The following is a 13774-nucleotide window of genomic DNA, read 5'->3' on the forward strand; positions in this document are numbered from 1 at the left end:
GGGGCTCACCGGGGCCCGGGCCGGACGCGGGCGGTGGCGGTGAGTTCGACCCGGACGGGCCCGGGCAGGCCGGACGGCACCGGGCGGGCGCGGGTGGCGATGGTGGCCGGGGCGGCCAGGGCGTCGCCCAGGTCGACGGTGAGCCGGGTCGTGCCCTGCCGGGTGAACAGGTGGGCGGCCAGGCAGGCGGTGCTGTTGGCGTTGGCGATGTCCTCGGGGACGCCGATCGACGGGGCGAACATGCGGGCCGCGACCCGGCCGGCGACCGACGGCGGGGTGTGGACGTAGCAGCCGAGCAGGCCCAGGCGGTCGCAGGCGGCGCGAAGGCGTTCCGCGGCCGGGGCCAGGGCGGCGAGGGCGGACGGCGTGGCGACGGGGACGAGCAGGCGCGGGCGCCCCAGGGTGGCGACACCGGCCCCGGGGGCGAGCGCGTCGGCGGGAATCCCCAACGCCGGCAGGAGCAGGGCGAGTTCGGCCGCCGTCGGCTCGCGCAGGCCGACCGGGCCCGTGGTGAGGGCGACCCGGTGCCCTGACGCCGCGCGGACGGTACGGCCGACGAGGTCGTGGCCGGCGGCGCGCAGGGTGGCCCGGTGCTCCGGGCCGCCGGCGCGTTCGGCGAGGTAGGCCAGGGCGGCCACGGTGCCGTGACCGCACGCGGGCAGTTCGCCCGCCGCGGTGAAGAAGCGCACGGCCGGCGCGGACCGGCCGCCGGAGAGGAAGACCGCGTGCGAGGTGCCGGCCAGGGCGGGCACGGCCCGGCGCTCGTCGTCGGTCAGGGGCGCGCCGTCCGGCTCGTCCACGACCGCGGTCGGACTGCCGCCGCGGCCGTCGCGCAGGCACGCGTCCACCACCGTGAACGCCGCGGTCCGGCGGCTCACCGGCGGCCGGGCAGCACGCCGGTGAAGCGTGGCGCGCCGGGTTCGTACGGCATCCGCCCGGGCCGACCGGTGTACGGCGGTTCCGGCGGTTCCAGCGGCGCTGTCCGTGACATCGGTCCTCCCCTGCCGTGCCCCGAGCGTGTTTCTGAATCCGAAACAGTGCCCGAATGCTAGTGTTTCGGATAACGAAACACAAGGGGGAACCGTGCCGACACCGCGCCCCGGAAAGCCGGTCCGCGGCTCGACCACCGGCCGGCCGCTGATGGCCGCCATGGACCTCTTCGGCCGCCGCTGGGCGCTGCGGATCCTCTGGGAGCTGCGCGCGGGGCCGCTCGGCGCGCGCGCCCTGCTCGCCCGCTGCGAAGGGCTGTCGTCCAGCGTCCTCTACCAGCGGCTCCGCGAGCTCACCGCGAACGGCGTCGTCACCCCCGCGGCCGACGGCTACGAACTCACCCCGCTGGGGGCGTCCCTCGGTCTGGCCCTCCGCCCGTTCAACGAGTGGGCGACCACCTGGGCGCGGGAGCAGCAGGCACGGGAGCAGCAGGCCGGCGATCAGGACGAACGGGAGCAGGAGCCCGGCCGCGGCGAGGCGTGAGGGGCGAGGCCCCGGCCGCACCGCGCGACCGGGGCCCACCGCCGGAAGACCGGTCAGGACGAGGCCGCGAGCCCGGCCAGCTTGTCGGGGTTGACCTGGAAGCGGAGGTTCTGGATGCGCCCCTCGGAGAGGTCGTAGCAGAGCGCGCCGACGGGGTGACCGCCCATCGTGAACAGGATGCCCTCCTCCCCGTTGATCTGCGCGGACTCCATGGCCATGCCCTGGAGTTCGGGCTTGGCCAGCACGCCGAGCATCCAGCGGGCCACGGCGTCCAGACCGTGCAGCGGGCGCCGGGCGGCGGTGACCTTGCCGCCGCCGTCGGACCAGGCGGTGACGTCGGGGGCGAGCAGGGCCATGACGGCGTTGAGGTCGCCGCCGGCGCAGGCGGCCAGGAAGCTCTCGGTCACCTCCTGACGCCGGACGCCGTCGGTGTCGAAGCGCGGCCGTCGCGCCTGGACGTGGGCGCGGGCGCGGTGCGCGATCTGGCGGACCGTCGCCTCCGGCCGGTCGAGGGTCTCGGCGATCTCGGCGTACGAGTAGCCGAAGACCTCGCGCAGCAGGAAGACGGCCCGCTCGACCGGACCGAGCGTTTCGAGGACCACCAGCATCGCCATCGAGACGGTGTCGGCCAACTCCGCCTCCTCGGCGATGTCGGGGGTGGTGAGCAGGGGTTCGGGGAGCCAGGGGCCGACGTACGACTCCCGGGTGGCCCGGGCCGAACTCAGGCGGTTCAGCGCGAGGTTGGTGACCGTGCGGACCAGGTAGGCCTTGGGGTGGCCGACCGTCGCGTGGTCGACGCGGTCCCAGGTGAGCCAGGCGTCCTGCAGGACGTCCTCGGCGTCGGCGACGCTGCCGAGCATGCGGTAGGCGGTGGCGAAGAGCAGCCGGCGGTGCTCGGTGAACAGGTCCAGTGGGGTGGCCGTGGCCTGCCCGGCGGCCGCGGGCGTCGATTCGATCATGGACCGTCAGGCTGCCAGCGTCACGCGCCCGGCGGCAAGGCCCTCCGGAGCGGGAACATCACCGGCCCGCGCGCCCACGCCCGGGCCCTACGCGACCGGCCCCCACGCAGCGACCCCTTCCGCGACGACGCCCCACGCGACGGCGCGCAACGCGACGACGCCCCACGCGACGACGCCCCACGCGACCGCGCCTACGCGGCGACGCCCTACGCGGCGCTCTGCCCAGCGGCGCCCTCCGCGGCGACGCCCTGCCCGGGGGCGCTCCGCGCGGCGAGCGCCCGCAGCCCCGCCACGCAGTCGGCGTGGCCCGGCGCCCAGCCGAGCTCGCGCCGGGCCTTGTCGTTGGCGAGCCGCAGGTTGGTCGCCATGATGGTGTGCGCCAGCGGGGCCGGCTTGAGCAGCCAGAGCGGCACGGTCATCGGGGCCGGCGCGCCGAAGGCCCCGGCGACGGCCCGGACGTGACCGCCGAAGCCGAGCGGGGTGTCGTCCACGATGTTGTAGGCCTGCCCGGCGGCCCGCTCGACGGTGGCCGCGAGGACGATCGCCCGGGCCGCGTCGTCGGCGTCCACCCAGGACAGCGCCCGGCCGCGGTCGGGCACGACGGGCAGCGCGCGCTTGCGGAGCATGGGCAGCACGGTGGTCCCGGTGACCCCGGCGCCGTAGAACATCCCGAAGCGCAGGCTCACCCCCTCGATGCCGTCCGCGGTGAAGGCCAGCTCCTCCTTGGTGCGCATCGCGCCGACGTGCCGCTCCAGCCACGGGTCGGCCTCCTGCGGCCCGAACGGGGCGCCGTCCTCGGTCAGCTTCTCGTCGCCGTGGTCCCCGTACCCGTAGCCGAACATCATCGACTCGACGACGAAGCGCCTGGCGCCGGTCTCCCGGGCGGCGGCGAGCAGGTTGGCGGTGCCCTCGGTGCGCAGGACGTTGGTGGGCGCCATGTCCTGGTGGCGCATCATCGACTTCCCCTGCAGCGCGGTCGCCGCGTGGACGACGACGTCGAAGGCCAGCCCGTCGACCGCCCGCAGGACCGCCTCGCCGTCCAGCAGGTCGGCCCGGACGGCGTTCCCGGCCCCGCGGCCCAGCGCCGCCACCTCGTGCCCGGCCGCGGTCAGCTCCCGGACGGCCTTCCGGCCCAGCACCCCGCTCGCACCCGCCAGCAGAACCTTCATGTCGGTGACTCCCCTCGTTTTGGTGACGCCCGTGGGACAAGCGGGCGGGCCCGGACGTGACGCCCCCCGCGCGTGACCCGCGTCACACGGGGAGCGTCAGCCCAGGGAGCGCACCGCGCCGGCCAGGCGGCGCGCCGCCTCGGGGAGGTCGCCGGGTTCGGCGGCCGCGGCGAAGCCGAGCCGCAGGTAGGCGCCCGGCGGCTCGGCGGGGAAGTAGCGGCGGCCCGCGTTGACGGCGACGCCGTGCGCCCGGGCGGCGTCGGCGACGGCGGTGTCGGTGAGGCCGGACGGCAGCCGCAGCCAGAGGTGCAGTCCGCCGGCCGGGACGCGGGCGAGCGTCCATTCGGGGAGCTCCCGGGCCAGCGCGTCGGCCAGCACCGCGCAGCGGTCGCGGAGCGCGCCGGACAGGGTGCGCAGGTGGCGGTCCCAGGCGGGCGTGCTGAGCAGTTCGACGGCGGCCTCCTGGAGCGGCCGGGCGATGAAGAAGTCGTCCACCCGGCGCATCGCCTGCAGGCGCCGCATCACCGGGCCGCGGGCGACCACCGCGCCGATCCGCAGGCTGGGCGAGGCCGGCTTGGTCAGCGAGGTCAGGTGGACGACGGTGCCGTCGCGGTCGTCGGCCGCCAGCGGGCGCGGCACCGGGCGGCCGTGGCCGAGATGACGGGCGAAGTCGTCCTCGATCAGGAACGCCCCGGCGGCGCGGGCGACGTCGACGAGCTGGCGGCGGCGCTCGGGCGCGAGCACCGTGCCGGTGGGGTTCTGGAAGGTCGGCTGGCAGTAGAGGAGCCGGGCCCCGGTCATCGCGAAGGCGTCGGCGAGCAGTTCGGGGCGGATGCCGTCCTCGTCCATCGGGAGCGGCACCGGGCGCAGGCCGGCGGCGCGGGCGGCCGCCAGCGCGCCGGGGTAGGTCGGCGACTCCACCAGGACGGGACTGCCGGGGGCCGCGATCGCCCGGAACAGCAGCGACAGCGCGCCCTGGCCGCCGCCGGTGACCAGCACGTCCTCCGGTCCGGCCCCGCCGCCGACCTGGCGGGCGAAGATCGCCCGCAGCGGAGCCAGGCCGGCCGCCGGGGCGCGGTGCCAGGCGTCGGGGCGGCGGGCGGCCCGGGCCAGCGCGGCGCCGAGCGCCCGGGTGGGCTGGAGGTTCTCGTGCGGGTAGCCGCCGGAGAGCGCGATCGCGCCGCCCGGCAGGGGCGCTGACGCCCCGTCGGCGCCGTCGGCCTCGTCGGCGCCGACGCCCAGGTCGCGGCCGGCCAGGGCGACCGCCTGCCAGGAGGTGTCCGCCGCCTCGTCGGACCGCGCCGGGCGGCGGGTGGCCACGTACGTGCCGCTGCCGGGGCGGGTGACCACCACGCCCTCGGCGGCCAGCAGGGCGATCGCCCGGGAGACCGTCACCGGGCCGACCCCGTGCCGGGCGATCAGGTCCCGGCTGCTGGGGAGCCGGTCGCCCGGGGCGAGCCCGGCGATCTCCGTGCGGAGGATCGCCACCAGGGCCTCAGTACTGCTACCGTCATACATGAAGACCCAGGATAGCGCTTTCGCGCCAGCACCGGAACCGCTCCTCGACCTCGCCGCCCTGCGGGCCGACACCCCCGGCTGCGAGTCGGTGATCCACTTCAACAACGCCGGCTGCGGCCTGCTCGCCCGCCCGGTTCTGCGCACGATGGTCGACCACCTCGACCTGGAGGCCACGATCGGCGGCTACGAGGCCTCCGCGGCCCGGGCGGCCGAGGTCGCCGACTTCCACGCCGCGGTCGCCCAGCTGCTGAACACCCGGCCCGGCAACATCGCCTTCGCCGGCAGCGCCACCCACGCCTACTCCAAGGCCCTGTCCGCGATCGACTTCCGCCCCGGCGACGTCATCCTGACCACCCGCAACGACTTCATCTCCAACCAGATCGCCTTCCTCTCGCTCCGCCGGCGCCACGGCGTCGAGATCGTGCACGCCCCCGACCACGCGGACGGCAGCGGCGTCGACGTGGCCGCGATGGCCGCCCTGATGCGCGCGCGCCGCCCGCGCCTGGTCGCCGCCACCCACGTGCCGACCAACTCCGGACTGGTCCAGCCGGTGGCCGAGATCGGCCGGCACTGCCGCGAGCTCGACCTGCTCTACCTGGTCGACGCCTGCCAGTCGGTCGGCCAGTTCGAGATCGACGTCGAGGAGATCGGCTGCGACCTGCTCACCGCGACCTGCCGCAAGTTCCTGCGCGGGCCGCGCGGTTCGGGCTTCCTCTTCGTCTCCGACCGCGTCCTGGGGGCCGGTTACGAGCCGCTGTTCCTCGACATGCACGGCGCCCGCTGGGTCGCGCCCGGCTACTACCGCCCGGTCGACACCGCGGCCCGGTTCGAGGAGTGGGAGTTCCCGTACGCGACCGTGCTCGGCAGCGCGGCCGCCGTCCGCTACGCCCTGCGGGTCGGGCTCCCTCCCGTCGCCCGGCGCACCCCCGCCCTGGCGGCGCGGCTGCGCACCGGGCTGGCCGGCCTGCCCGGCGTCCGGGTGCTCGACGGCGGGCCGGCCCCGGCCGCGCTGGTCACCGTCGCGGTCGACGGGTGGCGGCCGGAGCCGTTCAAGGCGGCGATGGACGCCCGCGGCGTCAACTCGGCGCTGAGCTTCCGGGAGTTCGCCCAGTTCGACTTCGCCGACAAGGAGGTCGAGTGGTGCCTGCGGCTCTCGCCGCACTACTACAACACCGAGGACGAGGTGGACGCGGTCGCCGCGGCGGTCGCCGAGCTCGCCCGGAGCGTCCGATGAGCCTGGCCCCGGCCGGGCCCGCCCCCGCCACCCCGCCGTCGACCGCGCCGGAGCCGGCGGAGAGCCTCTGGCGCAACCGGGACTTCCTGGTCTTCTGGTTCGGCGAGACCGTCTCGCTGCTCGGCACCCAGGTCACCAACCTCGCCCTGCCGCTGACCGCGATCCGCGCCTTCCACGCCACCGACGAACAGGTCGGACTGCTGCGCTTCCTGCAGCTCGTCCCGTACCTCGGGCTGGCCCTGCTGATCGGCGTCTGGACCGACCGGGCCCGGCGCCGGCCGGTGATGCTGGGCGCCAACCTCGTCCGGCTCGCCCTGGTCGGGCTGGTCCCGCTGCTGTACTGGTGGCACGCCCTCGCCCTGACCGCGCTGCTGGTGATCGCCTGCGCGGTCGGCATCGCCTCGGTGGTGTTCGACGTCAGCTGGATGTCCTACGTGCCGGTCCTGGTCCGCCGGCCCGAGCACTACGTCGAGGCGAGCGCGCGGATGGGCACCAGCTCCTCCGCCGCCGACGTCGCCGGGCCCGGGCTGGCGGGTCTCCTGGTGTCGGCGCTCACCGCACCGGTGGCGCTGGTCGTGGACGCCTGTTCGTACGCGGCCTCCGTCGTGTCGCTGCTGCTGATCCGCACACCCGAGCCGCCTCCCGAACCGGTCGCCGAACGCCACCTGCTGCGCGAACTCCGGGACGGGCTCGGCTGGGTCCTGCGCGACGGGGTGCTGCGGGCACTGGCGCTGATCGGCTTCTGCTGCAACTTCTCCATGGTCACCGTCTGGACGATGTTCCTGCTCTACGGCACGAACGACCTCCACCTCGGCTCGACCGCGATCGGCGGGGTCTTCGCGACGGCCTCGGTGGGCGGGCTGATCGGCGCGCTGATCTCCCGCCGGGTCATCGCCCGGTTCCCGCTCGGCCGGGTCTACCTGGTGGCCCAGTCGGCGCTGCTGCTCGGCCCGACCCTGATCCCGCTCGCCGCCGGGCCGCGGCCGGCCGTGCTCACCCTGTTCGTGCTCTCCTTCTTCACCACCTACCTGGGCCTGGGCGTGGCGGGCGTCGTCATCGTCAGCCTGCGGCAGAGCCTGACCCCGCAGGCGATGATGGGCCGGATGACGGCAGCCTTCCGCACCCTGCTGTTCGGCGGCGGCGCGCTCGGCGGTCTGAGCGCCGGCCTGCTCGCCGGCCGCATCGGCGCCCACGGCGCGCTCGCCGTCGCCGCGGCCGGCTCCGCCGCCGTCGTCCTCGGGCTGCTCGTCTCACCGGTCGTCCGCCTGAAGGCCCTGCCCGTCACCGCGCCGGAGCCGGCCGGGCCGTGAACAGGCCGCGGCCCGGGGCCGGTCGGTCCCCGGGCCGCGGCGGCGCCACCCGTGGACGAACCGCTCGCAAGGGTGAAGGTCGCCGGCGGTGGATCACCGTGGACACCGCCGGGGTTCCTCCTGGCTCGAACGCCACCGACGCCGGGAATCACCGTGGAGCGTGAACGGCCCTACGGGGTGGGGCCGTTCACCGGATCCTCGGCCGGCCGGCGCGAACCGGCCCACCCCGCTCAGGCGGCCCGGCCCTCGCGGGTCTCGCGGCGGTAGCCACCGGGCGCCCGGCCGTACTCGCGCTTGAAGGCCTTGGCGAAGGCGTACTCGGAGCCGTAGCCGGCCTGGGAGGCGATCGTGGTGAGCGGGGCCTCCGACTCGCGCAGGAGGCGGGCGGCGGTGGTGAGGCGCCAGCGGGTGAGGTAGGCCATCGGCGGTTCGCCGACCAGGGTGGTGAACCGCCGGGCGAAGGCGGCCCGGGAGAGGCCCACTCGCGCGGCCAGGGACTCGACCGTCCACGGGTCCGAGGGGGCCCCGTGGATGGCCGCCAGCGCGGGGGCGACCGCGCAGTCGCCGAGCGCGGCGGCCCAGCCGACCGCGGCCACCGCGGGCTGGTCCTCCAGCCAGGCCCGCAGGATGTAGAGCAGCAGCGAGTCGATCAGCGCCGGGACGATGCCGGTCGAGCCGAGCCGCGGGTTCTCCAGTTCGGCGCCCAGGAGTTGGACGGCCGCGGTGAGCTCGGGGTGCCGGCCCCGCCCGGTGGAGAGGTGGATGATCTCCGGCAGCTGCCGGACCAGCGGGTGCGGACGGCCCTGGTCCAGGTGGTAGTTGCCGCAGAGCAGGCTGGTCCGGGGGCCGTCGCCGCCGAGGGTGACCGTGCCGATCGGCGTGCTCGGCCGGTACTGGGAGGGCCGCTCCGGCTCGGCCGGAGTGCTGGGGTGGTCGGCGAGGATGTGGCCCCGGCCGTCCCGCAGGAAGACCACGTCGCCGGGGCTCAGCGCGATCGCCTCCTGGTGCGCGGCGCCCTCCAACGGGATCAGCCAGCACGTGCCGTGCAGCACCACGTGGAAGCCGGCTCCGGCGACCGGGGGGAGGCGCAGGCCCCAGGGGGCGCGGCCCTCGGTGCGGACGGACGTCGGATGCCCGGTCCGCATCGAACCCAGCGCCTCGGTCAGGATGTCCAACGCCTTCCCCCGTTCTCCGGATCCCGGCACCAGCTTAGGCACTTCACCCCGCCGCTCAGGCGACGGTGAGGACGACCTTGCCCTGCACCCGGCCGGACCCGAGCAGCTCGTGGGCCTTGCCGGCGTCGGCGAGCGGGAAGGTCTCGGCGATGTGCGGGCGGATCCGGCCGGCGTCGACCAGGGCCGCGATCGCCTCCAGCGAGGCGTAGTCGGGCTCGACCGAGACGCCCGCGAAGTGCCGGCCGGCCGCCTCGATCTCGGCGGCGAGCTCCTTGTTCCAGTGCTCCATGATGCTGACCAGGGTGCCGCCGGGCCGCAGCACCGACAGGGCGCGGGTGCCCTCGGAGGAGGAGTCGAAGACGACGTCCACGTCGCGCACCACCTCGGTGTAGTCGGTGGTCCGGTAGTCGATGACCTCGTCGGCGCCCAGGCCGCGCAGGAACTCGTGCTTGCCCTCGCTGGCGAGGGCGATCACGTGGGCACCGCGCGCCTTCGCGATCTGCACCGCGAAGTGGCCGACGCCGCCCGCCGCACGGTGGATCAGCACCCGCTGTCCCTCGGACAGTTGAGCGGCGTCGACCAGGCCCTGCCAGGCGGTGAGGGCGGCCAGCGGGATCGCGGCGGCCTCCACGTGGTCGAGCGCGGCGGGCTTCCGGGCCACCTGGCGGGACGGCACGGCGACGTAGTCGGCGTAGCCGGTGGCGGCGCGCGGGAAGAACGGCATCCCGAACACCTCGTCGCCCGGCTTGAACCTGGCACCCGGACCGGCCTCCTCGACCACGCCGGAGATGTCCCAGCCGACCCCGTACGGCGGCTCGCCGAGCAGCGGATAGGCGCCCGAACGGACCGCCAGGTCCACCGGGTTGACGCCGCTGGCGTGCACCCGGACGAGCACCTCGCCGCCGCGCGGGGCGGGACGCTCGGCCTCGACGACCTCGAGGACCTCGGGACCACCGAAGGACTTCTGGATGACTGCGCGCATGGGAGTTCGTTCCTTCCGGCTCGGCCGGCCCCCCGTCGGGGCGGCTCCTGATGTCCTCAACTCTAGGAAGGTCGAACGAGCCGATGAATATCCTCAAGTCTTCGAAAGATGTCCCGTCGTCTCACCGCACGAGCGCCTCGGCCACCCGCCGTCGGACACCGCGCGGTGGGGCGACACCCGCTGTGCTGAACAGAATTGACCCATGATGATGGCCCGAGAATGAACTACTTCGATGGTCTATCACCCCGTAGATTCGTGGTCATGACGAACACCACCGCAGTCACCGAGACCACGACCGCCACCGCCACCGCCGCCGCCGTCACCACCACCGCCGGCCACACCGGCCACGCCGCCCCGCGGGTCAACTTCGCCAAGGCCGCCCCGAAGGCCTTCAAGGCGCTGATCGCCTTCGACGCCGCCGCCCGCGAGGGGCTCGACCCGGCCCTGGTCGAGCTGGTCCAGATCCGCGCCTCCCAGCTCAACGGGTGCGCCTACTGCCTGCACATGCACACCTCCGACGCCCGCAAGGCCGGCGAGAGCGAGGAGCGCCTGCACATGGTCACCGTCTGGAAGGACGCCGGCCACTTCTACACCGAGCAGGAGCGCGCCGCGCTCGCCCTCACCGAGGCCGTCACCCTGGTCGGGCAGGCCGGCGTCCCCGACGACGTCTACGCCCGCGCCGCCGCCGTGTTCCCGGAGGAGGAGCTGGCCCGGCTGCTGGCCCTGATCTTCACCATCAACACCTGGAACCGCATCGCCCTCAGCACCGCGAAGGTCCCCGGCACCGACGAGCGCGTGGCCCGGTGAAACGCCGCACCCCGGCCGGCGCTCCGAGGCCGGGCGGGACGGCGATGGCAACGGCGACGCCGACGGCGACGGCGACGGCGCGGTCATCCGCCCGCCGGCCGGGACGAGCCGCCGGACAGGCCGCCGAGGATCCCGCCGGTCAGGCCGCCGACGGAACCTAGCCGCCGGCACCGTCCAGGTGCAGCCCGGTGACCGCCGCGTACCCCGGCACCGCGTCCGCCACCGGCCCCGGCCGGCCCTCCCGGACGGCCACCGCCGTCCCCACCGCGGCGGCCAGCGCCGCCCGGTACAGCAGCGAGCCGAGGCTGACCCGGGCCACCCCGAGCTCCGCGAGCCGGGCGAGCGACGGGCCCGTCGGGCTGTACAGGATGTTGAGCGGCACCGAGAGCCACCCGACCAGCGCCTCGATCTCCGCCGGGTCGGTCAGGGACGGCACGAACAGGCCGTCCGCGCCCGCCTCCTGGTACGCCGCCAGGCGGCGCGCGGTCTCCGGGCCGGGGTCGGCGACGCCCGCCCAGTGGGTATCGGTGCGGGCGTTGACGAAGAGCCCGGGCGCGGCCGCCTTCACCGCCGCGATCTTGGCCGCATGGCCGGCGACGGACCCGAGCGTGCCGTCCGCCCGCCCGTCCTCCAGGTTGATGCCGGCCACTCCGAGCTCCGCCAACTCCGTGGCCAGCTCCGCAACTTCGGCCGGATCGTCGGAGAACCCGGACTCGATGTCGACGGAGAGCAGGAACCGCCCGCGCCCGAGCCGGCGGGCGAGCCGGACGGTCTCGCCGCGGGTGGCGGCGGCGCCGTCGGGCAGCCCGGCGGCCGCGGCGACGCCGAGGCTGGTGGTGCCGATCGCGGCGAAGCCCCGCTCGGCCACGGCGGCGGCGGAGGCGTGGTCCCAGGCGTTCGGGAGCAGCAGCGGCTCACCTGGCCGGTGGTGCAGAGCGGCGAACGGCGTCATGCCGCGGCCTCCTCGGGAAGTGCTCATGCCGGTCACGCTAGGCCCGGAACGTTTCGGTCCCGACCGAAACGTGACCGGGGCACCATGGGCGCATGTCACTCGCCCAACTCGCCGGTCTGCTCGCCGACCCCACCCGCGCCGCCTTCTGCACCGCCCTGCTCGACGGCCGGGCCTGGACCGCCGGCGAGTTGGCCCGGCACGCGGGCGTCGCGCCGTCCACCACGAGCGAGCACCTCTCCCGGCTGATCGCCGGCGGCCTGCTGGCCGAGGAGCGGCAGGGGCGGCACCGGTACGTCCGGCTGGCCGGCCCGGCGGCCGCGGCCCTGATCGAGGACCTCGCCGCCTTCCCCGGGGCCGCCGGGCCCGCGGAGCCGCCCCGCACCCTGCGCGAGTCCACCCGGTTGAGCGCCGAGGCCCGCGCCCGGACCTGCTACGACCACCTGGCCGGCCGTCTCGGGGTGGCGGTCACCGACGCCGTCCTGGCCCGCGGCCTGGTGACGGACGAGGCCGGGCTCGCGATCACCGAGCACGGGGTGGCCTGGCTGTCCGGCCTCGGCATCGAGCTGCCGGCCAGAGCCGGGCGGGCCGGCGGCCGACCGCTGGTCCGCAGCTGCCTGGACTGGACGGAGCGCCGCACCCACCTGGGCGGGGCGCTCGGCGCCGCGCTCTGCCGGACGGCGCTGGACCGGGCGTGGGTGGAGCGGATCGGCTCCGGCCGGGCCCTGCGGGTGACGCCCGACGGTGACCGGGCACTGCACGAGCTGCTCGGCGTGGAGCCGGCCGCCTGAGGACGGAGCACCCCGGCACGGACCGCCCGCCCGACACCGCCCGTCCGGCACGCACCACCCGCCCGGCACCGCCCGCCCGGCACGCACCACCGCTCAGCCCATCGTCCTGGCGCCGTCCAGCGACTCCCGGATGATGTCCGCGTGCCCGGCGTGCTGCGCGGTCTCCGCGATGATGTGCAGCAGCACCCGCCGCACCGACCAGCTCGCGCCCGGTTCGAACCACGGCGCCTCCGGCAGCGGGTGCGCGTGGTCCAGGTCGGGCAGGGTCGACACCAGCTCGTCGGTCTCCCGCGCCACCCGCTCGTACGCGGCGAGCAGCGAGGTCAGGGTCTCGCCGTCCGTCATCCGGAACTGGCCCTCCCAGTCGACCGGCTCGCTCGCCATCGCCTCCGCTCCGCCGACCGCGAACCGCATCCAGCGCGCCTCGGTGCCGGTGACGTGCTTGATCAGGCCGCCCAGGCACAGTTCGCTCACGGTGGTGCGCCGGGCGGCCTGCTCGTCGGTGAGGTCGCGGACGGTGTGGCGCAGGAAGCCGCGGTGCTTGTCCAGCGTCTCCACCAGGTCGGCCCGCTCCCGGCTCATCAGGCGTCCGTCATCACCGGCACGTCGCCGGTGGTCGTCCCGAGGTCGATGACGCCGAAGGCCGCGCCCTGCGGGTCGCCGACGGCCGCGAACCGGCCGAACGGGCTGTCCATCGGGCCGAGGTGCACCTTGCCGCCGCGCTCGGTGACCTTGGCGACGGCCGCGTCGCAGTCGTCCACGGCGAAGAAGACGTTCACGTAGGACGGCGCCCCGGGCGGCAGGTCCTCCGGGCCCATGCCCATCCGGCCGAGCACGGGCTGGCCGCCCGCCTCGAAGATCTTGTAGTCGACCTCGTCCCCCTCCATCTTCCGCGTGCCGTACGGGAAGACGGCGGGGAAGAACGCGTCCGCCTTGCCGGGCTCCCGGGTGAGCACCTCGGCCCAGGTGTACGCGCCGGGCGCGCCCTGCTTCTCGAAGCCCTCGTGGGTGCCCGCCTGCCAGACCCCGAAGGCGACCCCGCCCGGGTCCCTGGCGAGCACCATGGTGCCGAAGTCGCCGACCGGCAGCGGCCCCATCACGAGTTCGCCGCCGTTGGCCCGGATCCGCTCGGCGGTGGCGGCGGCGTCCGGCGAGGCGAGGTACAGGCACCAGGCGGAGCGCACCTCCGCGCCCTCCTCGCCGGGCATCGGCGGCACCACGGCCGCCACCGCCTTCCCGTCGGAGTACGCCTGGGTGTAGTTCCCGAACTCCGACGAGGCCTCGCCGAAGGTCCAGCCGAGCACCTCGCCGTAGAACGCCTTCGCGCCCTCCACGTCGGCGAACATCGCGTCGGCCCAACAGGGTGTGCCCTCGGGTAGCGCGGCCATGGTTCATCCCTTTCGTGAC

14 protein-coding genes are annotated in these 13774 nt (G+C 75.6%); 5 read left to right on the forward strand and 9 right to left on the reverse strand.

Annotation, left to right across the window (positions count from 1 at the left end; all coding sequences use genetic code 11):
- Window positions 1-5 precede the first annotated feature (5 nt).
- Window positions 6-878 carry a PhzF family phenazine biosynthesis isomerase gene (locus tag ACFVHB_RS29380; RefSeq protein ID WP_380328248.1) on the reverse strand — a complete coding sequence of 291 codons (873 nt, stop codon included), beginning with the start codon at window positions 876-878 and terminating at the stop codon, window positions 6-8.
- A 262-nt stretch (window positions 879-1140) separates the two neighbouring features.
- Here ACFVHB_RS29380 and ACFVHB_RS29385 point away from each other — a divergent pair, with 262 nt between their 5' ends.
- Complete coding sequence (locus tag ACFVHB_RS29385; protein WP_380328307.1) at window positions 1141-1473, forward strand: winged helix-turn-helix transcriptional regulator; 333 nt, start codon at window positions 1141-1143, stop codon at window positions 1471-1473.
- Window positions 1474-1526: 53 nt separating this feature from the next.
- Here ACFVHB_RS29385 and ACFVHB_RS29390 read toward each other — a convergent pair whose 3' ends face one another.
- The 3 genes from ACFVHB_RS29390 to ACFVHB_RS29400 form a co-directional block, all read right to left on the reverse strand.
- A complete protein-coding gene (locus ACFVHB_RS29390) occupies window positions 1527-2432 on the reverse strand; it encodes an RNA polymerase sigma-70 factor (protein ID WP_380328250.1) in 906 nt (301 codons plus the stop codon).
- A gap of 206 nt (window positions 2433-2638) precedes the next feature.
- Window positions 2639-3601: an NAD-dependent epimerase/dehydratase family protein gene (locus tag ACFVHB_RS29395; RefSeq protein WP_380328252.1), complete on the reverse strand. Its 963-nt coding sequence runs from the start codon at window positions 3599-3601 to the stop codon at window positions 2639-2641.
- 96 nt (window positions 3602-3697) lie between these two features.
- On the reverse strand, window positions 3698-5119 hold the full coding sequence (locus ACFVHB_RS29400; protein WP_380328254.1) for a PLP-dependent aminotransferase family protein: 1422 nt from the start codon (window positions 5117-5119) through the stop codon (window positions 3698-3700).
- Between ACFVHB_RS29400 and ACFVHB_RS29405 the strand changes: the two genes are divergently transcribed.
- Window positions 5118-6353, forward strand: coding sequence for an aminotransferase class V-fold PLP-dependent enzyme (locus ACFVHB_RS29405; protein ID WP_380328256.1), 1236 nt, complete (start codon window positions 5118-5120; stop codon window positions 6351-6353). The genes ACFVHB_RS29400 and ACFVHB_RS29405 overlap by 2 nt on opposite strands.
- Entirely contained in the window at window positions 6350-7663 is a 1314-nt protein-coding gene (locus ACFVHB_RS29410) for an MFS transporter (RefSeq protein WP_380328258.1), read from the forward strand. Before ACFVHB_RS29405 ends, ACFVHB_RS29410 begins: the two co-directional genes overlap by 4 nt.
- Before the next feature lie 230 nt (window positions 7664-7893).
- Here ACFVHB_RS29410 and ACFVHB_RS29415 read toward each other — a convergent pair whose 3' ends face one another.
- Both ACFVHB_RS29415 and ACFVHB_RS29420 read right to left on the reverse strand, forming a co-directional pair.
- Window positions 7894-8838 carry an AraC family transcriptional regulator gene (locus tag ACFVHB_RS29415; RefSeq protein ID WP_380328260.1) on the reverse strand — a complete coding sequence of 315 codons (945 nt, stop codon included), beginning with the start codon at window positions 8836-8838 and terminating at the stop codon, window positions 7894-7896.
- Between the two features lie 55 nt (window positions 8839-8893).
- Complete coding sequence (locus tag ACFVHB_RS29420) at window positions 8894-9820, reverse strand: NADP-dependent oxidoreductase (RefSeq protein WP_380328262.1); 927 nt, start codon at window positions 9818-9820, stop codon at window positions 8894-8896.
- Between the two features lie 261 nt (window positions 9821-10081).
- Between ACFVHB_RS29420 and ACFVHB_RS29425 the strand changes: the two genes are divergently transcribed.
- Entirely contained in the window at window positions 10082-10627 is a 546-nt protein-coding gene (locus ACFVHB_RS29425) for a carboxymuconolactone decarboxylase family protein (protein WP_380328263.1), read from the forward strand.
- A 157-nt stretch (window positions 10628-10784) separates the two neighbouring features.
- Here ACFVHB_RS29425 and ACFVHB_RS29430 read toward each other — a convergent pair whose 3' ends face one another.
- Window positions 10785-11606 (reverse strand): isocitrate lyase/phosphoenolpyruvate mutase family protein, encoded by an 822-nt coding sequence (locus ACFVHB_RS29430; RefSeq protein WP_380328265.1) that lies wholly within the window; start codon window positions 11604-11606, stop codon window positions 10785-10787.
- A gap of 65 nt (window positions 11607-11671) precedes the next feature.
- On the opposite strand from ACFVHB_RS29430, the gene ACFVHB_RS29435 reads away from it, so the two are divergent.
- Window positions 11672-12367, forward strand: coding sequence for an ArsR/SmtB family transcription factor (locus ACFVHB_RS29435; RefSeq protein WP_380328267.1), 696 nt, complete (start codon window positions 11672-11674; stop codon window positions 12365-12367).
- 93 nt (window positions 12368-12460) lie between these two features.
- Here the strand turns inward: ACFVHB_RS29435 and ACFVHB_RS29440 are convergent, their stop codons facing one another.
- Both ACFVHB_RS29440 and ACFVHB_RS29445 read right to left on the reverse strand, forming a co-directional pair.
- Window positions 12461-12949, reverse strand: coding sequence for a DinB family protein (locus ACFVHB_RS29440; protein WP_380328269.1), 489 nt, complete (start codon window positions 12947-12949; stop codon window positions 12461-12463).
- Window positions 12949-13755, reverse strand: coding sequence for a VOC family protein (locus tag ACFVHB_RS29445; RefSeq protein ID WP_380328271.1), 807 nt, complete (start codon window positions 13753-13755; stop codon window positions 12949-12951). Before ACFVHB_RS29445 ends, ACFVHB_RS29440 begins: the two co-directional genes overlap by 1 nt.
- Window positions 13756-13774 lie beyond the last annotated feature (19 nt).

This window comes from Kitasatospora sp. NPDC127111 (assembly GCF_042677465.1).
In the GTDB taxonomy this organism is placed as follows: domain Bacteria; phylum Actinomycetota; class Actinomycetes; order Streptomycetales; family Streptomycetaceae; genus Kitasatospora.

Bases quoted from the DNA above. Each gene is read 5' to 3' on its own strand.
- ACFVHB_RS29385 (WP_380328307.1), top strand. From the start codon at position 1,141: ATGGCCGCCATGGACCTCTTCGGCCGCCGCTGGGCGCTGCGGATCCTC.
- ACFVHB_RS29390 (WP_380328250.1), bottom strand. From the start codon at position 2,432: ATGATCGAATCGACGCCCGCGGCCGCCGGGCAGGCCACGGCCACCCCA.
- ACFVHB_RS29395 (WP_380328252.1), bottom strand. From the start codon at position 3,601: ATGAAGGTTCTGCTGGCGGGTGCGAGCGGGGTGCTGGGCCGGAAGGCC.
- ACFVHB_RS29405 (WP_380328256.1), top strand. From the start codon at position 5,118: ATGAAGACCCAGGATAGCGCTTTCGCGCCAGCACCGGAACCGCTCCTC.
- ACFVHB_RS29400 (WP_380328254.1), bottom strand. From the start codon at position 5,119: ATGTATGACGGTAGCAGTACTGAGGCCCTGGTGGCGATCCTCCGCACG.
- ACFVHB_RS29410 (WP_380328258.1), top strand. From the start codon at position 6,350: ATGAGCCTGGCCCCGGCCGGGCCCGCCCCCGCCACCCCGCCGTCGACC.
- ACFVHB_RS29420 (WP_380328262.1), bottom strand. From the start codon at position 9,820: ATGCGCGCAGTCATCCAGAAGTCCTTCGGTGGTCCCGAGGTCCTCGAG.
- ACFVHB_RS29425 (WP_380328263.1), top strand. From the start codon at position 10,082: ATGACGAACACCACCGCAGTCACCGAGACCACGACCGCCACCGCCACC.
- ACFVHB_RS29430 (WP_380328265.1), bottom strand. From the start codon at position 11,606: ATGAGCACTTCCCGAGGAGGCCGCGGCATGACGCCGTTCGCCGCTCTG.
- ACFVHB_RS29435 (WP_380328267.1), top strand. From the start codon at position 11,672: ATGTCACTCGCCCAACTCGCCGGTCTGCTCGCCGACCCCACCCGCGCC.
- ACFVHB_RS29440 (WP_380328269.1), bottom strand. From the start codon at position 12,949: ATGAGCCGGGAGCGGGCCGACCTGGTGGAGACGCTGGACAAGCACCGC.
- ACFVHB_RS29445 (WP_380328271.1), bottom strand. From the start codon at position 13,755: ATGGCCGCGCTACCCGAGGGCACACCCTGTTGGGCCGACGCGATGTTC.